The following is a 21129-nucleotide window of genomic DNA, read 5'->3' as shown; positions in this document are numbered from 1 at the left end:
GCGACAAGGAAGAGCGGGCGATGAAGCTCATCATCCTCGACCGGGATGGCGTGATCAACCACGATTCGCCGGACTTCATCAAGTCGCCGGCCGAATGGATCCCGATTCCCGGCTCGCTCGAAGCGATCGCCCGCCTGAACCAGGCGGGCTACCGGGTGGTGGTCGCGACCAACCAGTCGGGCATCGCGCGCGGCCTGTTCGACATCGCGACCCTGAACGCCATCCACGCCAAGCTGCATGCGGCGGCCCAGCTGGTGGGCGCCGACATCGACGCCATCTTCTTCTGCCCGCACGCGGCGATCGACGGCTGCGACTGCCGCAAGCCCAAGTCGGGCATGTTCGAAGAGATCGGCAAGCGGTTCAAGGTCAATCTCAAGGGCGTGCCCACCGTGGGCGACTCGCTGCGCGACCTGCAGGCCGGCTTCAACCGCGGCTGCACGCCCTACCTGGTGCTGACCGGGAAGGGCGAGACGACCCAGGCCACCGGCGGCCTGCCGCCCGGCACCCAGGTGTTCCCGGACCTGGCGGCGATGGTGACCGCCTTCCTCAAGCCGGGTTCTCCATCGAGCGCCGCCTCTGGCACAACCGGCGCGCAGCCTGCATAATCAATAAAAAATTCGCAGTCCAGTCCAGAACCAGATCGATTTGTCCGGAGCCCCTTTGCGTAACTTCAGTTTGTTCCTGCGTTCCCTGCTGTTCACGATCGTCATGATCGTCGCCACCGTCATCTGGGCCTCCCTCTGCTTCCTGGCAGCGCCGCTGTCGTACAACAAGCGCTTCTGGTTCACCTCGCGCTGGAACGTCTTCATCATCTGGTGCGCGCGCGTCATCTGCGGCATCCGCTACCAATTCAAGGGCTACGAGAACCTGCCCGACGCGCCGGCCATCGTGCTCTCGAAGCACCAGTCGGCGTGGGAAACGATCTTCCTGCTGCCCAATCTCACGCGGCCGCTGGTCTACGTCTTCAAGAAGGAAATCCTGTACATCCCCTTCTTCGGCTGGGCCATGGGCTTGCTGCGCATGATCCCGATCGACCGCAAGCAGGGCAAGAATGCCTTCAGTTCGGTCGTGCGCCACGGGAAGCGCCGCCTGGCCGACGGCCAGTGGATCATCATGTTCCCCGAAGGCACCCGCATCCCGGTCGGCCAGAAGGGCAAGTACAAGAGCGGCGGCACACGCCTGGCTGTGGAAACCCAAGCGGTCGTGGTGCCGATCGCGCATAATTCGGGCGAGTGCTGGCCCAAGAATTCATTCATCAAACGGCCCGGATTGATCACGGTCTCGATCGGCAAGCCGATCTCGCCCGAAGGCCATACCCCCGACAGCCTGATGCAAGAGGTAGAAAATTGGATAGAATCCGAAATGCGCGTCATTTCGCCCCACGCCTACAAAGGTGGTTGAGCGACGTCAGCGCCCAGATTCGTGAGTCGAGGCCTCAGACCATGGCCTCGGCGAAGGTCGACGGGCATCAGCTGGAGTTGTTCGCGCAAGAATTCTTCGCGGCGCTGAAACCTTCCGACAAGCCTGCGCCGCCCGCGCAGCCGCTGTTCAAGGCGCCGCCGGCGCCGCCCCGCATCAAGCTCCCCTCGCCGCCCGTCGGCCCGCAAGACCCTCCCCTGAAACGCATCGTCCTCGGCCACCACACCATCGAGTACGCCTTGCGCCGCTCGTCACGGCGCTCGATCGGCTTCACCATCGACGACGACGGCCTGCGCGTGACGGCGCCACGCCGCGTGACGCTCGAAGAGATCGACAACGCGCTGCGCGCCAAGCAGCGCTGGATCGTCACCAAGCTGCTCGAACGGGGAGAACGGCGCGACCAGCGCCAGCAACGGCTGCCTGTCGAATGGAAGGATGGCGCGCGCCTGCCCTACCTGGGCGGCGACATCGTGCTGCGCCTCGAGGACGCGGAGCGCAGCCACTGCCAGTTCGACGCCGCCAGCAACGAGCTGTGGATCGGCGTGGTGCCGGGGCTGTCCGAATGGCAGCTCAAGGAAAGAGTGAAGATCTGGTTCCAGGCCGAGGCCAAGCGCCTGTTCCGCGAGCGCCTGGACCATTTCGCGCCGCAGCTGGGCGTGAGCTACAGCAGCTTCACGCTGTCGTCGGCCGGCTCGCGCTGGGGCTCGTGCACGGTGGGCGGCAGCATTCGCCTCAACTGGCGCCTGATCCATTATCCGCCAGCGCTGATCGACTACGTGGTGGCGCACGAACTGGCCCACCTGCGCGAGATGAACCACAGCCCGGCGTTCTGGGCCACGGTGGGCGAGGTGTATCCGGATTACGACGGCGCGCGCCTGGCACTGCGCAAGCGCTCGCACGAGATGCCGGTGTTGTTCGAGTAGGGTGGACGGGTCCCCCGTCCACGCATCCAACACTGCCCGCAGGCCGGGAAAAAATCAGCGCAAAGCCAGCTCGTGCCGCGCCGCCGCCAGCTCGCGCATGGCGGCCACCTGTCCCTCGGACAGGCAACGAAACGGAATCGGCAGGGTGCCCCGCTTGAGCACCATCATGAAGCCGCGCGAGTAGGTGCGCACGGCGGCCACGTCTTCCCAGCCGATCAGGGTCACGCCGCCGCTGGTGCGTACGATGCCGTGTTCGTCGATGGTGAACTCATAGGTGCGGCGCCCGCGTCCGAGCAGGACGAAGTTCAGGGCCGCGCTGAAGGTGCTTCTCAGGCGCAGGAGCAGGCTGGCCGGCCAGCGCACGCGCCGGCGGCGGATCAGGAAGCCGCCATGCTGCCACATGAAACTGGTGTACTCGCGCAGCGAATAGCGCACGAAAAAGTGCAGCGCATCCAGCGGCGGGAGCGCAACGCCAGCGGGTGGCGATGCCGGGACTTCGGTCGGTGCTGCGGTCATGATCGCCTCCAGCGCCTCTGCCGCCTGTTCCTGGACCAGTACCGAAGTTGGCAAAACCGCGGGCTTTCCACTACCGACCGGCCTCGGGTGATTGAACGACAACATGGCGCATCCCCTTTTGTTTTGTACCGTGCAGTTTGGAATGGTAACAAAACCTACCGGATATGCCGTTGCACGAGTTCAACAGTGCGCAGGGTCGCCCCACGGTGGCGGCGCGCGAAGGCCAGCGCCTTCTCCCCCATCGCCACCCGCGCCGCGCCGTCGCGCAGCAGGCGCACGGCCGCCGTCACCAGCGCGTCGGCGTCAGGCAGCCGCAGCGCGGCGCCGTCGTCCACCGCCTCATTGGTGGCGTCGAGGAAGTTGAAGGTATGCTCGCCCACCAGCACCGGCTTGCCCAGCGCGCAGGCTTCGATCAGGTTCTGGCCGCCCAGCGGCAGCAGGCTGCCGCCGATATACGCGCAATCGCAGGCTGCGTAATAGGCGAACATCTCGCCCATCGAATCGCCCAGCAGCACGTCGGCGCCGCCCACGCCATGGTCGACGCCGTGGTCAAGCCCGAACTGCGAACGCCGCGCCAGCGTGAATCCGCGCGCCGAGGCCAGGGAAGCGACTTCGTCGAAACGCTGCGGATGGCGCGGCACGATCGCCAGGAGCGCGCCGGCCGGCTTGTCGGGCATCCGCCGCCAGGCGTCGAGGATCAGCGCCTCTTCGCCCTCGCGCGTGCTGGCGCACAGGAACACGGGCCGCTCAGGGCCGCCGGAGCGGATGCGGCTGCGCAGCCAGTCACCCTTTTCCAGCGCCGCCGGCGGCGGCGTCACGTCGAACTTGACGCTGCCGGTGACCACCACGTTCGGCGCGCCGAGCGAGCGGATGCGCTCTGCATCAACCTCGGTCTGGGCCGCGACCAGGGTGAAGCCGCGCGCCGCCTCCCGCATCACGGCGCCCGCCTTGCGGCCACGCTTCAGGGATTTTTCGGACAGGCGGGCATTGGCCAACACGACCGGCACAGCAAGCCGATTGCAGGCGTGGATCAGGTTGGGCCAGACCTCGGTCTCCATCAGGATGCAGGCGCGCGGGCGATGGCGGCGCAGGAAGCGCCGCGTCATCAAGCCGGTATCGTATGGCAGGTAGCTTTGCACCACGCGCTCGCCATGGTGGGCGAACAGGGATTGTCCGGTGGCGCGGCCGGTCGGCGTCATATGGGTCAGCAGGATGCGGCAATCGGGATAGGCCGCCAGGAGCGCGTCGACCACCGGTTCGGCGGCGCGCGTCTCGCCGACCGAGACGGCGTGCACCATGATGGTCGGACGTTCGCTCGGCGCCGGACCGATCAGGGCCAGGCGTTCGCCCCAGTGCGCGCGGTAGCCCGGCTCCTTGCGGCCACGCCACCACAGGCGGCCCAGCACGGCCGGCAGGGCCAGCCACCACAGGCTTGAATACAGCGCGCGGTTCATGCCGCGGCCAGCAGGCGGCGCGCGGCCGCCGCCACCTCGTCGCTTGATGGCGGCGCACCCAGCTCGCCCAGGTTGACGATGCGCTCGGACCAGTTGCCCTCGGTCTTCCACTTCGGCGAATCGCAATAGATCTCGATCGTCGGCCGCACGAAAGCGGCGGCGATATGGGTCAGGCCGGTGTCGACGCCGACCGCGAGCCGCGCATGCTGGGCCAGGGTCACGGCGTCCATCATCGACAGCCTGGGCAGCACGCGCGCGTTCGGGATGCCGGCGGCCAGCGCCTCGGCGTCCCGGTGTTCGGCCTCCGAACCCCAGGGTAGCAGCACCGGCATCGGCGCCAGCGCCTTGCCGAGCGCGATCCAGTTGGCGTCCGCCCACTTCTTGGCCGCGCGCGCCGTGCCGTGGAAGAACACCGCATAGTCTTCGGGCGGCAGGAAGGCCGGACGCTGCGACGCATCCGGCGCCGGCAGGCCGAAATCGGGCGCCGTATCGACCGGATAACCGAGCGCCGCGCCGGCCACCAGCCGTCCGCGCGCCACCGCGTGGGTGCGCGGGCTCAGGGGAATGCTGTCGGTATGGAAGATGCGCGAAATGCCTTCATAGCCCGAGCCTTCGCTGCCGTTGGCCAGGCCGACCTTCCTGCCGCCCTTGCGAACGCGCGCGGCGCCCATGATGATGCCGGTCTTGAGCAGGCCCTGGGTGTCGAACACATAGTCGTATTCTTCCTCGCGCAGGGTGCGAAAGAAAGCGCGGATCTCGGCGCGCGTCCCGGATTTGCCCAGGCTCTTGCGCCAGCGCCGCAGCGCCCAGGGGATCACCTTGCGCACGTGCGGATTCAGGCGCACCAGGCTGACGTAGCCTTCCTCGACCACCCAGTCGATCGTGGCGCCCGGATGGCGGCGCAGCAGGTCGGCCACCATCGGCAGGTTGTGCAGGACATCGCCCAGGGACGACACCCGCACAAGTAGAATCTTCAAGCAATCACCTCAGAAAGGCAGGTGAGCATCCGGCTTGGCGGCCAGGATCACGCTCTTGAATTCGGACTGGATGCGCGCGAGCGCTTCCGGATTCTCGCCCTCGAAGCGCAGCACCACCACCGGGGTCGTGTTCGACGAGCGCGCCAGGCCGAAGCCGTCCGCGTACTCGACGCGCAAGCCGTCGATGTCGTTGATCTTTTCCGAGGTCGGGAACCTGGCGTCACGGCGCAGCTGGTCGATCAGCGCGAAGTTCTCGCCTTCCTGCAGGTGCAGGTGCAGTTCCGGGGTGCTGCTGGCGATCGGCAGGCCGTTGAGCAGCGCCGACGGATTCGGTCCCTTGGTCAGGATCTCGAGCATGCGCGCGCCGGCATACAGGCCGTCGTCGAAGCCGTACCAGCGGTCCTTGAAGAAGATGTGGCCGCTCATCTCGCCTCCCAGCGGGGCGCCGGTTTCCTTCAGCTTGGCCTTGACCAGCGAGTGGCCGGTCTTCCACATCAGCGGCTTGCCGCCATTCTTCTCGATGTAGGGCGCCAGGTGGCGCGTGCACTTGACGTCGTACAGGATCTCGGCGCCCGGGTTGCGCGACAGGACGTCGGCCGCGAACAGCATCATCTGGCGGTCCGGGAAGATGATCTGGCCATCCTTGGTGACCAGGCCCAGGCGGTCGCCGTCGCCGTCGAAAGCCAGGCCGATCTCGGCGTCGGTCTCTTGCAGCGCGCGAATCACGTCCTGCAGGTTTTCCGGGTGGGCCGGGTCCGGGTGGTGGTTCGGGAAGGTGCCGTCGACTTCGCAGAACAGCTCGACGACCTCGGCGCCCATGCGGGTAAACAGCTCGGGCGCGAAGGCGCCGGCGACGCCGTTGCCGCAGTCGACCACGATCTTGATCGGACGCGCCAGCTTGACGTCGCCGACGATGCGCTCGATGTAGGCGGCGCGGATGTCGTGGGTGCTGTAGCCGCCGCGCTGGTCGGCGATCGCGCCGTCGTAGGCAGCGATGCTGTCGTGCAGGCCGGTGATGGCATCGCCATAGATCGCCTCGCCCGCCATTACCATCTTGAAGCCGTTGTAGTCGGGCGGGTTGTGGCTGCCGGTGACCATGATGCCCGAGCGCGTTTCCAGCACGTTGGTGCCGAAATACACCATCGGGGTGGCGACCATGCCCAGATCGATCACGTCGACGCCGGCGTCGCGCAGGCCTTCGCTGAGGGCGGCGCTGAGTTCCGGGCCCGACAGGCGGCCGTCGCGGCCGATCACGACCTTGCGCTCTCCCTTGGCCAGCGCGGCGGCGCCGAAGGCACGGCCGATGTGGCGCGCGATCCCCGCATCCAGGGTCTTGCCGATGATGCCGCGAATGTCATAGGCCTTGAAAATCGTTTTCGAGAGAGCAACCATGTTCTTCCTTGGAATTCTTGAGAGGCATGCACCGGTCGCTGGATCGACCGTGGTCATCGCCGGATGTTGGAGGAATGATAAAAAATCGCTTGCTATTGTACCGGCAAGCGCTGGCGCCGTGGGATTGGCGCGCGGAGATCGGGCGGCGTGGAAAGCGCCCGGTGCCTGGCGGAATGCTACTTTCCGCCTGCGCTGTGGAAGTGAGGTTCCTCAGCGCAGGGGAAATTGGAATCAGACGCGCAGATCGTCGATCGACTTGCCGCCTTCGACCCATTCCTTGACCCACTTCGGCTGGCGGCCGCGGCCGGTCCACTGCAGGTTGGAATCGTCCGGGTGACGATAGCGCACGGCGACGGTGGCGCCTTTCGAACCGCGGCCGGTGGCGGCCATCAGGTCTTTCAGCGGCATGCCGACGCTTTGGGCGATGGCCAGGATTTGCTCGCGTGCTTTTTGCACTTCCTGGACTTCACGCTTCTTCATCTCCTGCTTGATTTGCTCCTGCAGGTTGCGCAAATCGCCTACGGACATATTCGACAGATCCATCATCATTCCTCGTTCGTTAAAGATTAAATGCAGATTCAGCAATTACCGAATCTAGTGAATTCTCACTAAATGTCGCAATATAATACAACAATAAACCGGGACTAGTCCTTCTTGCTTAAAAAAAGCCAACGTGGGGACTTGAATCGAACAATACGGCCATACAACCAGAGGTAACTGATTATGAACAACAAACAGAAGAACATCAGGGCCGTCGTGTTTTTCCAGAACACCGTTGCCGGTATCACGGCCAGCAGTGAAAACAGCCATAAATAAGGAGAAGTCCGCGCATTGCGCTTCATCAATGCGCGTGCTTCGCGCGGCCCTACCGTCCATTGCACGATACGGCGAAATATCAAGCTGTGCAGGTGAATACCATCCGGCATCGCCGGCGACTTTCCGCGCACAAACATGCGGCGATAAGCGGAGAATATCGTTTCGAAAGCCGGATAAATCAGTAACAGCGCCGCATACCAGGTCGACACGCCGGGATTGCGCATCACCAGCAGCAGCGCCAGCTCGCCCAGCAGGAAACCGATGAAATAGGCGCCGCCGTCGCCCAGGAAGATCAGCCCCACCGGATAGTTCCAGATCAGGAAGCCGGCGGTGGCGCCGGCCACGATCAGGGCCGCCACCAGCACGAACATATCGCCCACCTGCAGCGCCACGTAGGACAGCGACAGCAGCATGAAGATGCTGATCACGCCCGCCAGGCCATTGAAGCCGTCGATGATATTGATGGCGTTGGCGATGCCCGCCACCGCCAGCATCGTCAGCGGCAGCACGATCCACAGCGTCTCGATCGGCAGCACGGCCCACGGCAGGTCGAGCCGGCCGACGCGCGCGTCGAGCAGCCAGTAGCCGAGGGCCGCCGCGACCATCGTCAGCGCCAGCCGGCGCAGCGGCGAAACGCGGCCGGTGTAATCCTCGGCGATGCCGCCGGCGAGCGCGATCGTGGCGCAGGCAATCAGGGTCGCGAGCCACGCCATCATTTGCGGCTCGCGCAGGATCGAAATCCCGGACGCCACCACCACCGCGAGGAAAATTGGAATGCCGCCGATACGCGCGACCGCATGCGAGTGCACTTTCTGCACGCCGCCAAAATCGCCATCGAGCCCCAGCCCATGTTTTCGCGCGGTCTTGATAACCAGCAGCGTCAGCAATGCGCAGGAAAGGAAGCTCACGAAAAACGAGAACATTATTGTTTTCTTTCGATGCCTGTATGTGGAGCCTCGGGCAGCGGCGGTTGGCAAATGGAATGGCCAGTGCACGCTATTCACGGGAGGAAAGCCGGATTCATTGTACCGGAATGGACGGGTATTTCCGGGCGCACGTATTTAACGCGCACGCAGTGTTGGAAGCGAGTCAAAAAATGCCGATGCGCGCGCATTCCGGGCACGAGACAGGCGCAGGGAACCACAAGCGCGGTGCCGGGCGACAGCGCCGGCGGGTAAAATCATTTAGTATCCGCAAAAGCAACAACGACAGCTTCACGGGCCAATCTCGAAAAATATGAAAACCTATGCCATTGGCGACCTCCAGGGTTGCGCGCACGAAGCGCAACTGCTCCTCGACCGGATCTTCGAGACGGCGGGCCTTGACGCGCGTATCCTGTTCGTGGGAGACCTGATCAATCGCGGTCCCGATTCGCTCACCGCGCTGCGGCGCATGAAGGCCTTGTCGGAATCGAGCGGCGGGCGCATCGAAGCCCTGCTCGGCAACCACGACCTGCACCTGATCGCGGTGGCGGCCGGCGCCCAGCGCCTGAGCCGCTCCGACACCCTCGACGAGATCCTGGCCGCGCCCGACCGCGACGAATTGATCGCCTGGCTGCGCCAGCGTCCGCTGGCGATGTTCGTCGACGCCCACCTGCTGGTGCACGCCGGCGTGGCGCCGCAATGGGACGCGCGCCAGACCATGGCGCTGGCCGGCGAAGTGGAGGCCGCGCTGCGCGGCGAGGGCTGGATCGATTTCCTGGGCGCGATGTACGGCAACCTGCCGGATCGCTGGGACGATGGCCTGGTGGGCATCGACCGCCTGCGCTGCATCGTCAACGCCCTCACCCGCATGCGCCTGTGCGCGCCGGACGGCACGATGGACTTCAAGCACAAGGAAAGCGACGCCGGCCCGGCCGGCAGCGGCCTCCTGCCCTGGTTCGACCTGCCGCAGCGCCGCACCCAGGACGTGACGGTGGTGTTCGGCCACTGGTCGGCGCTGGGCCTGGTGCAGCGGCCGAACCTGATCGGCCTCGATAGCGGCTGCGTGTGGGGCGGCAAGCTGACGGCGGTGTGCCTCGACGACCGCACGCTATTGCAGGTGGATTGTCCCGAGTACCGGGAACACGGCGGCAAGAAGCGTTAAACGCGCACGGCGGCTTCCACCGCCTCCTGCGCCGCCAGCGCCAGCTCGCGCCGGTGCGCGCCAACGCTGTCCAGCGGCGCCAGGCAGGCCAGGCGCGCTTTCACGGGCGGGCCCTGCAGGATGCGCAGCAGGCTGTCGACGAAGGTGGTGTCGCCCACGTAATCGATCGACGGGTGCGGGCCGCCATCGGCATCGACATAGGCCAGCGCATACGGCTGCACCGGCACGCCTGCGTCGATCGCGGCCTCGAACAGGTTGGCGTGAAAGGGCAGCACCGCGCCCTGCAGGCCGGTCGTGCCTTCGGGGAACAGGGCGACCCGTTCCCCTTGTTGCAGCACCTCGACCAGTCCCTTGAACACGTGGCGCAGCTCGCGCCGGTTGCCGCGCGCGATGAACACGGTGCCGGCGCCGGCCGCCAGCCAGCCCATCACCGGCCAGGAACGGATCTCGGCCTTGGCCACGAAGCGGCAGGGATCGAGGGCGTTGATGACGAAGATGTCGAGCCAGGACACGTGGTTGGCCACCACCAGCGCGTGCTCGAGGGCCGGCACGCCGCCGACATGGTCGACCTCGACCCGGCACAGGCGCAACAGGCGGCGCGACCAGCCGCGGGTCAGGCGCGCACGGCGGCTGGACGACACGAAGGGAAACACCAGCGCGCAGGTCGCCAGGCCCTCGCACAGGTGGACGACGACGCGCGCAAGGCGCCAGGCAAGGCGGATCTTCAAGATAGCAAACACAGTAAGGACGGCGGCTTCATGGCAGGCCCGCCGTCCCGGGTGGATCAGCGCTGGTACGCCACGCGGCCGCGCACGATGGTGGCCTTGACCTGTCCGGCCAGCTCGTAGCCGAGGAAAGGCGTGTGCTTGCCCTGGCTGGCCAGGGTCTTGCCCTCCACCTTCCAGCGCGCGTCTGGATCGAACAGCACCACGTCGGCCGCGGCGCCGACGCCTAGGGTGCCGGCCGGCAGCCCGGCGATGCGGGCCGCGTCATGCGTGATGCGGCCGAGCGCCAGGGCCAGCGCCTTGTCGGCGTCCTGCTGGTCCTGGGCCCACTTGAGCGTGAGGCTGAGCAGCAGTTCCAGGCCGGTGGCGCCGGGCGAGGCTTCGCCGAACGGCAGCAGCTTCTCGTCGTCGTCGACCGGGGTGTGGTCGGAGCAGACCGCGTCCACGGTGCCGTCCAGCACGGCCGCACGGATCGCGTCGCGGTCGCGCTGCGAACGCAGTGGCGGCGTCAGGCGCGCGTTGGAATCGAAGAAGCCGATGTCGGCGTCGGTCATGTGCAGGTGGTGCACGCCGACGTCGACGCTGAGGTCCAGGCCTTCCTTCTTGGCGGCGCGGATCAGCTCCAGGCCGGCGGCGGACGAGATGCGGCACAGGTGCACGCGCGCGCCGGTGGCGCGCATCAGTTCGAAGATCGTGTGCAGCGCGATGGTCTCGGACATCACCGGCACGCCCGACAGGCCCAGGCGCGACGCCAGCGGACCGCTGTGGGCCACGCCGCCGCGGCCGATGTGGGCGTCCTGCGGACGCAGCCACACGGTATAGCCAAAGGTTTTCGCATACTGCATGGCGCGCAGCAGCACGGTGGTATCGAGGATCGGTTCCTCGGCCTGGGCGAAGCCGATGCAGCCGGCTTCGGTCAGTTCGGCCATCTCGGTCAGCGCCTGGCCCTTCAGGCCCACGGTCAGCGCGCCCAGCGGGTGCACATTGGCCTGGTCGAGCATGCGCGCGCGGTGCTTGAGCATCTCGACCAGGCCCGGCTCGTCGAGCACCGGATCGGTGTCGGGCGGGCACACGAGCGTGGTCACGCCGCCCTGCATCGCGGCCTGCAGCTCGGATTCGAGCGTGGCCTTGTATTCGTAGCCCGGCTCGCGCAGGCGCGCCGACAGGTCGATCAGGCCGGGGGCAACCACCAGGCCGCTTGCATCGATGGTCTGGTCGGCGCTGAAGCCTTGCGGCGCGGCGCCGAGGGCCGCGATCCTGCCGTCGGCGATGAACAGGTCTTGCGCTGCGTCGATGCCGTTCGCCGGGTCGATCACTCGCCCGTTCTTGATATGAAGTTTCATGCGTGGGTTCCTGCCAAAATGCTCATCACCGCCATCCGTACCGCGATCCCGAAAGTTACCTGCGGCAGGATCACCGCCTGGGCGCCGTCCGCCACCGCCGAGTCGATCTCGACGCCGCGGTTCATCGGGCCCGGATGCATCACGATCGCGTCCGGCTTGGCCAGCGCCAGGCGTTCCGGCGTCAGGCCATAGCTCTTGAAGTATTCCTGCGCCGAAGGCAGCAGCGCGCCGCTCATGCGCTCGTTCTGCAGGCGCAGCATGATGATGACGTCGACGTCCTTCAGGCCTTCATCCATGTTGGTGAAGGTGCGCACGCCCATCTGCTCCAGGCCGCCCGGCAGCAGCGTGTGCGGGCCGATCGCGCGCACCTCGGGCACGCCCAGCGTGGTCAGCGCGTGGATATCCGAGCGCGCCACGCGGCTGTGCAGGATGTCGCCGACGATGGCCACGCGCAGGTTGGTGAAGTCCTTCTTGTAGTGCCGGATCGTGTACATGTCCAGCAGGCCCTGGGTCGGGTGGGCGTGGCGGCCGTCGCCGGCGTTGACCACGTGCACGTCGGAGCGGGTGCGGTTCAGGTGCTGGGCGATCATGTAGGGCGCGCCCGATTGCGCGTGGCGCACCACGAACATATCGGCGTGCATCGCGGCCAGGTTGTCGATGGTGTCGAGCAGCGACTCGCCCTTGGTGGTCGACGAGGCCTGGATGTTCAGGTTGATGACGTCGGCCGACAGGCGCTTCGAGGCGATCTCGAAGGTGGTACGGGTGCGCGTCGAGTTTTCGAAGAACAGGTTGAACACGCTCTTGCCGCGCATGAGCGGGACTTTCTTGACTTCGCGGTCGGAGATGCCGACGAAGCTCGATGCGGTGTCGAGGATGTGGTCGATGTGCGACTTCTTGAGTCCCTCGATGGTGAGCAGGTGTTGCAGCTCGCCGTTCTTGTTCAGTTGCGGATTATTGTGCAGGGTCGGCATTGTCTTCTTCGATGGTCAGCGAGAGTTGGCCTGTTTCGTCGCGCTGCAGGCACAGCGACTGGTTTGCCGCGAGCGACACGCGCGCGCCGGCGAAATCGGCCGCCACCGGCAGCTCGCGCCCGCCGCGGTCGGCCAGCGCGGCCAGCTTGATGCAGCTTGGCCGGCCATAGTCGAACAGCACGTTGATCGCGGCGCGCGTGGTGCGGCCGGTCTGCAGCACGTCGTCGACCAGCACCACCGTGGCGCCGTCGACCGGGAAGCGGATATGGGTCGGCTTCACGTCAGGATGCAGGCCCTTGCGCGCATAGTCGTCGCGGTAGAACGACACGTCGATCGAACCCAGGCGGGCAGTGAGGTCGAGGTCGCGCGCCAGGCGCTCGGCCAGCCAGGCGCCGCCGGAATGGATGCCGACGATGGCGGCGTCGGGCACGCCGTCCAGGCCCGCGCGGACCTGGCCCAGCAGCTCGCGGTAGAGCGCCTCGGCGTCGAGGTTGAGATTGGTTGTTGGCATAGGGTGAGAAGATGCGGCTAAGGAGATGCGTCGAAATATTGCTGCAGAATGATGGCGGCCGCCTTGTCGTCGATGACGTCGCCGCGCTTCGATGCGATCACGGCCGACGAATAGCGCTCGTCGACCAGCTCGACAGGCAGGTTGAAGCGGCCATGCAGCTGGTTGGCGAAGCGGCGGCTGCGCAGGGTCATGTCGTGTTCGGCGCCGTCGGGATGGCGCGGCTCGCCCACCACCAGGCGCGCCGGGCGCCACTCGGCGATCAGCTCGCCGATGATCTTGAAGCGGGTGGCGTTGTCGATGGCGGCAATGACGCGCAGCGGCTGCGCCTGCCCGGTCAGGGTGTTGCCCATGGCGATGCCGATCCGCTTGACGCCGAAGTCGAAGCCGAAAACGATATCGACCATCATGCGCAACCACGCAGGTACAGCAAATCACGCATGGCCGGCTTCGGTGGCGAGCATGAAGGGATCAATCCCCAGCAGTTTGATGGCGGCGTTGTAGCGTTCCTCGATCGGCAGGTCGAACAGCACGCGCGCGTCGGCGCCCACCGTCAGCCAGCCGTTGCGCGAGATTTCTTCTTCGAGCTGGCCCGGGCTCCAGCCGGCGTAGCCGATCGAGACCAGCATGCGCGCGGGACCGCCGCCGCTGGCGACGGCTTCGAGCACGTCGATCGAGGTCGTGAAGGCGACGTCGTCGGTGACGCTGAGCGACGAGGAATAACGGCCGCCGGGCGAATGCAGCACGAAGCCGCGGTCGTCCTGGACCGGCCCGCCGAACATGATCGGTTCGTCCACCACGGTCGCGCGCAGGCCTTCGGCCAGCTTCAGGTCGACGCGGTCGAACAGGGTTTCCATCGTCATGTCGGTCGGCTTGTTGATGACCACGCCCAGCACGCCCTTGTCGTTGTGCTCGCAGACATAGACGACGGTGCCGCCGAAGATCGGATCCTGGATCGATGGCATGGCGATCAGGAAATGGTTCGCAAGGTTGAGCCCGGATGCTGCCGGACCGGCCTTGGCGAGCGCTTCATCCTGCTCCCGGGGCATGCCCGGCATCGGTAGAGTTTTGCCAACTTTGCTTTTTTTCATACGGATACTCTCAAAAGGCGCACTCTTGCGTTAAACATGATCGACTGCCAACGTTCTGCAGCACAACGTTACGCTTTTCCCTAGTTTACACCCATTTGGCCGGAGGGCCCTCGGAAGCATCACGACACGCACACCATGGTCCGATCCTAGACAGTAAAATCTGCTCCCGCCTTGACCCCGCACACAGCAATGAATTTGAGCAAGTCTTTGGTCTGGTTCCGGCGCGACCTGCGCGCATTCGACCACGCCGCCCTGCACCACGCCTTGCGCTATTCGCAACAGGTGTTCTGCGTCTTCGTGTATGACACCGATATTCTCGACGGCTTGCCGCGCGACGATCGCCGCCTGCGTTTCATTCACGCCAGCCTGGCCAGCCTGGATGAGGAATTGCGTCGTCTTGGAGGCTACCTCATCGTGCGCCACGGCAGCGCCCGGGATGAGGTGGTGGCGCTGGCGAAGGCACTCGATGTTGACGCAGTGCATGCCTGCACCGATTATGAACCGCTCGCGATCGCGCGCGATGACGAGGTCGCGCTGCTGCTGGCGGCGCAAGGCAGCGCCTTCCATACGTACAAGGACCAGGTCATCTTCGAGAAGGATGAAGTGCTGACGCTGGCGGGACAGCCGTACTCGGTGTTCACGCCCTACAAGAACGCCTGGCGCAAGCGGCTGGCGGCGCATCCCGAGACGCTGGCGGCGTATCCGGTCGATGCCTGTGCGCATGCGTTCGCGCCGCCATCGTCACCACCGGCATTGCCGTCGCTGGAAGACATCGGCTTCGACGCGGGCGAATCGCCGCTGCCGGCCGGCATGGCAGGAGCGGAAGCGCTGTTCGAGGCCTTCGTCGAAGACATCGCCGACTACGGCCGCGCACGCGATTTCCCGGCCGAGGATGGCACGTCGAGGTTATCGACGCATTTGCGTTTCGGCACCACCTCGATCCGCCACCTGGTGCGCACGGCGCAGCAATTGACGCTGTCGGGCGCGGGCGGCGCCGGCGCCTCGGTATGGCTGTCCGAACTCATCTGGCGCGATTTCTATGCGATGGTGCTGGCCCGGCACCCGCACGTGCTCGAGCGGTCGTTCAAGCCGGCCTTCGACGCGGTGCAGTGGGACGACGGTCCTGACGCCGACGAGTTGTTCGCCGCCTGGTGCGAGGGCCGCACCGGCTATCCGCTGGTCGACGCCGCCATGGTGCAGCTGAACACGACCGGCTTCATGCACAACCGGCTGCGCATGGTGACGGCCAGCTTTCTCACCAAGGACCTCGGCATCGACTGGCGCCGCGGCGAAGCGTATTTCGCCTTGCAGCTGAACGACTACGAGATGGCGTCGAACAACGGCGGCTGGCAGTGGGCGGCGTCGACCGGCTGCGATACCCAGCCCTGGTTCAGGATCTTCAATCCGGTGACGCAGTCGACGCGTTTCGACGCCCGCGGCGAATTCATCCGGCGCTACCTGCCGCAATTGCGCAAACTGGATGCGAAGCAGATCCACGCGCCGTGGCAGGTCAAGCCCGAGGCGCTGGCCGAGCGCGGCGTGGTGCTGGGCGAGGATTATCCGGCGCCGGTCGTGGACCACGACGCGGCGCGCAGGCGCACGCTGGAGCGGTTTGCGGTGGTCAGGAAAAGCGTCAGCGTTTGAGCAGCTCTTCGATCGCCGCCAGCAGCACCGGCTCCTGGTACGGCTTGCCGTAATAGGCGTTCACGCCCAGCCCCAGCGCCACGTTGCGGTGCTTGTCCGCCGTGCGCGAGGTGATCATGATGATCGGGATGTCTTTGGTGGCCTCATTGCCGCGCACATTGCGCGTCAGGTCGAAACCATCCATGCGCGGCATCTCGATGTCGACCAGCATCAGGTCGGGCGCGCCCTGCCCAATGAGTTCGAGCGCCTCGACGCCGTCCTTGGCCAACTGCACGCGATAGCCTTCGCGTTCCAGCAGGCGCTGGGTCACGCGGCGCACCGTCAGCGAGTCGTCGACCACCATCACGGTCGGGCGCCGCACCTGGCGCGCCACTTCCTTCTTCACCTGCGCGGCGGCCTGCGGCTGCTGCGCCAGTGCCAGCGGATCGAGGATCAGGACGATCTCGCCCGAGCCCAGCACCGTCGCGCCGGCGATGCCCGGCACCCGCGACAATTGCGGGCCGATGTGCTTGACCACCACCTCGCGGTTGCCCAGCACCTCGTCCACGCGCAGCGCGATGCGGCCGGCGCCGCCGCCCAGCACCAGCACCGGCGTCGAACGCTGGCGCGCCGTCCGCTCTTCGTCATCCTCGCCCAGCAGGGCAGGCAGCGCATGCAACGCCAGCGCGGCGCCGGCCAGCGAGATACTGCCGGCCTCGATCGCCGCCGCCAGGTCCAGCTCACGCACCTGCTCTACCCGCTCGACCAGGGTCGAGGGCACCGCATGCGTGCGCCCGCCGGCCGTCACCAGCACCACCTGGGCGACGGCAAGCGTCAGCGGCAGCGTGATCGTGAAGCGCGCGCCCTGCCCCGGCTCGGACACGACCGCCACCCGTCCGCCCAGCGCCTGGGCTTCGGAACGCACCACGTCCATGCCGACGCCGCGGCCGGCCAGCTCGGTCAGCGTGTCCGCCGTCGAAAAGCCCGGCTCGAAGATCAGTTCGGTCACGTCCTGGTCGGACACGGCGTCTTCCTCGGCCAGCAGGCCGTTCTCGAGCGCCTTGGCGCGGATGCGTTCCAGGTCCAGGCCGGCGCCGTCGTCGCCGAACACGATCAGGACTTCGTTGCCGTGCTGGCTGACCTGCACCAGCAATTCTCCCGTCTCCGCCTTGCCCGCATCCTGGCGCGCCGCGCGCGGCTCGATGCCGTGCACGATCGCATTCCTCAGCAGGTGCTCGAACGGCGCGGCCATCTGTTCCAGCACGCCGCGGTCGATCTCCACGGCGCCGCCGCGGATGTCGAGGTTGACGCGCTTGTCGGTTTCCTTGGCGGTCTGGCGGGCGACGCGGAACAGGCGTTCCGACAGGCTGGCGAACGGCACCATCCGCACCCGCATCAGGTCGCGCTGCAGGTCGCGCGTCATGCGCGCCTGGCTGGCCAGTTCCTCGTTGGCGCCGTCGACCGTGCGCGCCAGGCTTTCCTGGAACGAGGCGACGTCGTCGACGCTCTCGGCCAGCATGCGCGTGAGTTCCTGCAGGCGCGTGAAACGGTCGAATTCGAGCGGATCGAATTCGCGTTCGCCCGAGATCGACAGCTTCGATGCGATCTGCGATTCGGCCTGCATCTCGATCTCGCGCAGCTGGCGCCGCAGGCGCGCCACGTTGTCCGAGAAGTCGCCCAGCGAACCCTTGAGCGCGCCCATCTGGTTTTCCAGGCGCGAGCGCGTGATCGACACCTCGCCGGCCTGGTTCATCACGCGGTCGAGGATGTCGGCGCGCACCCGCACCAGCGGCGCGCGGGCCGGTTCAAGGGCCGGCGGCGTGTGCGCCCGCGCCCGCTTCTGCTCCTGTGTCTGCGCCGGCGCGGCGTCCGCTTGCGCCGGGCGCTGCAAGCCCTCGAACAGCAGCAGCGCCGCGTCGTAGTTGGCCAGCAGCTCGTCGAAGGCGGTGGCCGGCAAGGTCGAGGTGCCGGCGTGGACCATGTTCTCGATCTGGGTTTCCAGCTCGTGCGCGTGCTGGCCCAGGCGCATCGCGCCGGCCATGCGCGCGCTGCCCTTGACCGTATGCAGGTCGCGCTGCATGCCCTGCGCGATCGCGGTATTGCCTGGCTCTTGCTGCCACTGGCGCAGGTCGTGGCCGATGCGCGGCAACAGGTCCGCCGCCTCTTCCAGGAACACCGGCAGCAGGTCCGGGTCGATCTCGTCGGCATAGCTGGCGCCGACCAGTTCGGGTTCGGGCTCAGGCTCGGGTTCGGCCAGCACCGCTTCGTCCGGGGTCACGGCCACGAAATCGGCGTCCGGCGCGGCGTCCGGCGCGGCATCCTGCGCCTGCGGCGCCGCCTGATCGAGTTCCGGCGCGGCGAAGGTGTCGTCGAGGAAGGAATCGAACAGGTCGTCGACGTCGTCCGTCGCGGCCGGCTTTGGCGCGGCCGGAGGCGCCGGGCGCGCTTCGAAGGCGGGCGGCGCGGCCAGCAACTGCTCGTAGGCGGCCGCGAACAGCGCGTCGAGCTGGCTGGCCAGGGCCGGATCGGCCTCGCCATACAAGGCCGCCGCCTGCTGGCTGGCCAGGCGCTCGCGCAGCGCCGCCAGCTGTTCCACCAGGTCGGGCTGGCCTGGGGCCAGCTCGCCCAGGGTGAACACCTGCAGCATGGTGCGCATGCGCGACAGGGTCGAATCGAACAGGTCGAACTGGCCGTCCTCGAGCTGCGTGCCCGGCGCCGCCAGCTTCTCGAGCGTCGTCTCCAGCTCGTGCGCGAGGTCGCGCAGCGAGGCATAGCCGACCGTGGCCGAGGTGCCGGACAAGGTATGCGCCGCCGTCACCGTGTCGTGCACCGCCTGTTTGTCCAGGCCGCGGCGCAGCGCGTCGAAGCCCTGTTCGAGGGTGGCGCACAGCGTCTCGGTCTCGCCCAGGTAGACGTCGTGCAGCGCCTGCGGGATGGCCAGGTCGCCGACGCGCTTGACGCCATCGTCGCCCGGCATGGCCAGCGGCTCGTCGAGCAGCGGAATGTCGTCGAGCGCCGGCGTGTCGATGATGTCGTCCAGCACCAATGGCTCGTCGCTCGGTGGCTCGAACTTCAGTGGCTCGAACTTCAGCGGCTCGAACGGCCCGCCCTCCTGCACCCGCGCGGCGGCGGCGATCAGCGCCGCGCCATCGCGTTCCGGCAGGAGGCCGGCGGCCAGCTCGGCCACCCAGGCATCGAGTTCGGCATAGGCATGGGCCAGCAGGGCCAGCAGGTCGGCGGTGGCCGAACGGCCGTCGGCCAGCCACACGTTCATCACGCGTTCGATGGCGGCGGCGGTGGCGGCGAAGGCCTCCAGGTCCACCATGCGGCTGCTGCCCTTGAGCGTATGGAAGCCGCGGCGCAGCTGGGTCAGGATTTCCTGGTTGGCCGGCTCGTCGGCCGCGCGCGGCAGGGTCTCGACCACGAAGGCCAGCACTTCCTGCGCCTCGGCGATGAAGATGCCGAGCAGTTCGGCGTCGACGCCGTCCGCGGCCTGCGCCGTCTGCGCCGGCATATCCACAGGCGCGGCCTCGGCCGGCGCCGCGACGAACTCGAACGGCAGCTCGCGCAGCAGGAGCTTATCAAGGTCGAAGGTGAAGCGGCCGCGCGCGGCCTCGCTGTCCTGGGCCAGCAGGTCGGCGAAGAAACCGAGCGCGCCGATGTTCTGGGCGATGTTGTGCAGCGACGCGTGCTGGTCGGTCACGTTCGCCTCGCTGGCGGACAGCAGCCGCACCGCTTCCTCGACGTGGCGCACGGCAAGCACCGCCTGGTCCTGGTCGAGGATGGCGAACGCCCCCTGCAGCTGGTGCAGGATCGGCGTCGCCTGCCCGAGCACCTGGCGCTTGCCCGGGTCGTCGTAGTAGTCGTCGAGCAGCTTCTCGATCTGGCGCAGGCCCGCCTTGACCTCGTTCGCCAGCACGGCCACGGTCTGGCCCTGCTGGATCTGGCGCGCCAGCTCGCCCTGCCAGTGCGGGGCGTCGGGCGGCGTCTCGCCGGCGGCCAGCGCCAGCAGGCGCGCGCCGACGGCTTCGGCATTTTCCGAGAAATCGTCGGGCAGCTGGCGCAGCTGGTCCAGGCCGTTCTCGACGAACAGCATGGCGGCCGCCATCTCGAGCCCGAACTGGTCGTCGCGGCCCGACTGCACCGAATCGCTGGCCGCGCGGCCCAGCTCGCGCAGCAGCTGGGCCAGCGCCGGGGCGCCCAGCTTTTCGCTGGCGCCGGCCAGGCGCGCCAATGCGTCGTTGAAGTCGTGTTCGACGTCAAGGTCAGGCTCGCCCTCGCCGGCGATGCGGTCCCAGTCCAACTTGGTGCGGGCCAGCGCTTCGCGCGCCTCTTGCAGGGCTTGCGGGTCGAGCTTGCCATAGCGGCGCTCGGCATAGTCGGGCGGCACGGCGCCGTCCAGGCCCAGGGCCTGGCGCAGCGCGCGCGCCTGCGGCCCCGGTTCGCGCGCGGCGGCGATGAAGAACAGCGCGTCGCGCAGCATCGCTTCGGGCGCATCCATCTCGCCCTTGGCCAGGCGCCGCAATTGCAGGTTGATTTGACCGAACAGCTGCTTGATGTACAGATCGCTCTCGACCTGGCCGTCGGCCACCACGGTGGCGAAGGCATGCATCGCCTGCCAGAACAGGCGCGCGCGAACATCCTCTTGCGCGGCGCCGATCGGCGCGATGGCCGCCACCAGGTCGGCGGCATGAATCTGGCGCCCGGCGTCGTCCTCGGCCTTCAGGTAGGGCAGCAGGGCTTTTTCGAAACGGCTTCGGCAGGCCGCGACATCGACCTGGCCGTCACCTTCCAGCGCGGGCAGCTCGGGCGGCGTCGACAGGTCGAGCGGCATCAGGTCGGATGGATGCACCTTGCGCTCGCCCTGGCGCTCGACCATGTCGCGGTAATACGGGAACAGGCGCGCGGGCTGTTGCGGCATGCCGGCCAGCAGTTCGTCGAGGTATTCGCCGAGCGCCCCGAAGGCGTCCAGCACCACCTGCACGCTATCCACGGTGCATGGCAGGCTCCCATCTTTGAACCCGTCCAGCACCGCCTCGGCCGCGCCGGTGTACACCCCGACGCCTTCGACGTCGACCAGTTGCAGGGCGCCGTGCGCCTGGTGCAGGTGGGTCTTGGCGTGCAGCAGCAGGGTCGGCTGGGCTTCTGGCGAACGCCCGGCGGCCTCGCGCAATGCGGTCGACGCGCGCGCCAGGGCATCGCGGATTTCGCCGATGACCCAGGACAGCGGGCCGGTGTCGAAGTTGCTGGAGCGTTGCAAGGTCGGGCTCAGGGTTGCCATGGGCC

The 21129-nt window shown here is 67.2% G+C and carries 18 protein-coding genes; 5 read left to right on the top strand and 13 right to left on the bottom strand.

Going from position 1 to position 21129, the window contains the following annotated elements; translation table 11 throughout:
- Window positions 1-20: 20 nt before the first annotated feature.
- From gmhB to HMPREF9710_RS07605, 3 genes are read left to right on the top strand one after another with little or no spacing between them, the layout of a single operon-like run.
- Window positions 21-605: a D-glycero-beta-D-manno-heptose 1,7-bisphosphate 7-phosphatase gene (gmhB, locus tag HMPREF9710_RS07615; RefSeq protein WP_040775833.1), complete on the top strand. Its 585-nt coding sequence runs from the start codon at window positions 21-23 to the stop codon at window positions 603-605.
- Between the two features lie 55 nt (window positions 606-660).
- On the top strand, window positions 661-1401 hold the full coding sequence (locus HMPREF9710_RS07610; protein ID WP_005665337.1) for a lysophospholipid acyltransferase family protein: 741 nt from the start codon (window positions 661-663) through the stop codon (window positions 1399-1401).
- A 41-nt stretch (window positions 1402-1442) separates the two neighbouring features.
- The gene (locus HMPREF9710_RS07605) at window positions 1443-2342 is read left to right on the top strand and encodes a M48 family metallopeptidase (RefSeq protein ID WP_005665336.1); all 900 of its coding nucleotides are present in this window, start codon (window positions 1443-1445) and stop codon (window positions 2340-2342) included.
- A gap of 54 nt (window positions 2343-2396) precedes the next feature.
- Here the strand turns inward: HMPREF9710_RS07605 and HMPREF9710_RS07600 are convergent, their stop codons facing one another.
- The 6 genes from HMPREF9710_RS07600 to HMPREF9710_RS07575 all read right to left on the bottom strand — a co-directional run bounded on the left by HMPREF9710_RS07600 (window position 2397) and on the right by HMPREF9710_RS07575 (window position 8420).
- A complete protein-coding gene (locus HMPREF9710_RS07600) occupies window positions 2397-2858 on the bottom strand; it encodes a YcxB family protein (RefSeq protein ID WP_143054497.1) in 462 nt (153 codons plus the stop codon).
- A gap of 155 nt (window positions 2859-3013) precedes the next feature.
- Window positions 3014-4312 carry a lipid IV(A) 3-deoxy-D-manno-octulosonic acid transferase gene (waaA, locus tag HMPREF9710_RS07595; protein WP_005665334.1) on the bottom strand — a complete coding sequence of 433 codons (1299 nt, stop codon included), beginning with the start codon at window positions 4310-4312 and terminating at the stop codon, window positions 3014-3016.
- Window positions 4309-5289, bottom strand: coding sequence for a lipopolysaccharide heptosyltransferase I (gene waaC / locus HMPREF9710_RS07590; protein ID WP_005665333.1), 981 nt, complete (start codon window positions 5287-5289; stop codon window positions 4309-4311). The genes waaA and waaC overlap by 4 nt, the downstream gene beginning before the upstream one ends.
- Before the next feature lie 9 nt (window positions 5290-5298).
- On the bottom strand, window positions 5299-6681 hold the full coding sequence (locus HMPREF9710_RS07585) for a phosphomannomutase/phosphoglucomutase (protein WP_005665332.1): 1383 nt from the start codon (window positions 6679-6681) through the stop codon (window positions 5299-5301).
- Window positions 6682-6912: 231 nt separating this feature from the next.
- Entirely contained in the window at window positions 6913-7224 is a 312-nt protein-coding gene (locus tag HMPREF9710_RS07580; RefSeq protein ID WP_005665331.1) for an H-NS histone family protein, read from the bottom strand.
- A 101-nt stretch (window positions 7225-7325) separates the two neighbouring features.
- Window positions 7326-8420 carry an MraY family glycosyltransferase gene (locus HMPREF9710_RS07575; protein WP_005665330.1) on the bottom strand — a complete coding sequence of 365 codons (1095 nt, stop codon included), beginning with the start codon at window positions 8418-8420 and terminating at the stop codon, window positions 7326-7328.
- A 313-nt stretch (window positions 8421-8733) separates the two neighbouring features.
- Between HMPREF9710_RS07575 and HMPREF9710_RS07570 the strand changes: the two genes are divergently transcribed.
- Window positions 8734-9582, top strand: coding sequence for a symmetrical bis(5'-nucleosyl)-tetraphosphatase (locus HMPREF9710_RS07570; protein WP_005665329.1), 849 nt, complete (start codon window positions 8734-8736; stop codon window positions 9580-9582).
- Here the strand turns inward: HMPREF9710_RS07570 and HMPREF9710_RS07565 are convergent.
- The 6 genes from HMPREF9710_RS07565 to HMPREF9710_RS07540 are packed head-to-tail and all read right to left on the bottom strand — an operon-like array spanning window position 9579 to window position 14178.
- Window positions 9579-10310, bottom strand: a complete 732-nt coding sequence (locus HMPREF9710_RS07565) for a lysophospholipid acyltransferase family protein (protein WP_040775199.1) — start codon at window positions 10308-10310, stop codon at window positions 9579-9581. The two genes, HMPREF9710_RS07570 and HMPREF9710_RS07565, sit on opposite strands and share 4 nt — an antisense overlap.
- 56 nt (window positions 10311-10366) lie before the next feature.
- On the bottom strand, window positions 10367-11650 hold the full coding sequence (locus HMPREF9710_RS07560) for a dihydroorotase (protein ID WP_005665327.1): 1284 nt from the start codon (window positions 11648-11650) through the stop codon (window positions 10367-10369).
- Window positions 11647-12621 (bottom strand): aspartate carbamoyltransferase catalytic subunit, encoded by a 975-nt coding sequence (locus tag HMPREF9710_RS07555; protein WP_005665326.1) that lies wholly within the window; start codon window positions 12619-12621, stop codon window positions 11647-11649. The genes HMPREF9710_RS07560 and HMPREF9710_RS07555 overlap by 4 nt, the downstream gene beginning before the upstream one ends.
- The gene (gene pyrR / locus HMPREF9710_RS07550) at window positions 12602-13132 is read right to left on the bottom strand and encodes a bifunctional pyr operon transcriptional regulator/uracil phosphoribosyltransferase PyrR (protein ID WP_005665324.1); all 531 of its coding nucleotides are present in this window, start codon (window positions 13130-13132) and stop codon (window positions 12602-12604) included. The genes HMPREF9710_RS07555 and pyrR overlap by 20 nt, the downstream gene beginning before the upstream one ends.
- Before the next feature lie 17 nt (window positions 13133-13149).
- Entirely contained in the window at window positions 13150-13539 is a 390-nt protein-coding gene (gene ruvX / locus HMPREF9710_RS07545) for a Holliday junction resolvase RuvX (RefSeq protein ID WP_005665321.1), read from the bottom strand.
- Window positions 13540-13563: 24 nt separating this feature from the next.
- A complete protein-coding gene (locus HMPREF9710_RS07540; RefSeq protein ID WP_085986709.1) occupies window positions 13564-14178 on the bottom strand; it encodes a YqgE/AlgH family protein in 615 nt (204 codons plus the stop codon).
- Window positions 14179-14409: 231 nt separating this feature from the next.
- Between HMPREF9710_RS07540 and HMPREF9710_RS07535 the strand changes: the two genes are divergently transcribed.
- Window positions 14410-15864 carry a cryptochrome/photolyase family protein gene (locus HMPREF9710_RS07535; RefSeq protein ID WP_005665317.1) on the top strand — a complete coding sequence of 485 codons (1455 nt, stop codon included), beginning with the start codon at window positions 14410-14412 and terminating at the stop codon, window positions 15862-15864.
- Here HMPREF9710_RS07535 and HMPREF9710_RS07530 read toward each other — a convergent pair.
- Window positions 15854-21124 carry a hybrid sensor histidine kinase/response regulator gene (locus tag HMPREF9710_RS07530; RefSeq protein ID WP_005665314.1) on the bottom strand — a complete coding sequence of 1757 codons (5271 nt, stop codon included), beginning with the start codon at window positions 21122-21124 and terminating at the stop codon, window positions 15854-15856. The two genes, HMPREF9710_RS07535 and HMPREF9710_RS07530, sit on opposite strands and share 11 nt — an antisense overlap.
- Window positions 21125-21129: the final 5 nt, after the last annotated feature.

Source organism: Massilia timonae CCUG 45783, from assembly GCF_000315425.1.
In the GTDB taxonomy this organism is placed as follows: domain Bacteria; phylum Pseudomonadota; class Gammaproteobacteria; order Burkholderiales; family Burkholderiaceae_D; genus Telluria; species Telluria timonae.
The sequence above is the reverse complement of the archived record's forward strand: the minus strand, read 5'-3'. Positions and strand labels throughout refer to the sequence as shown.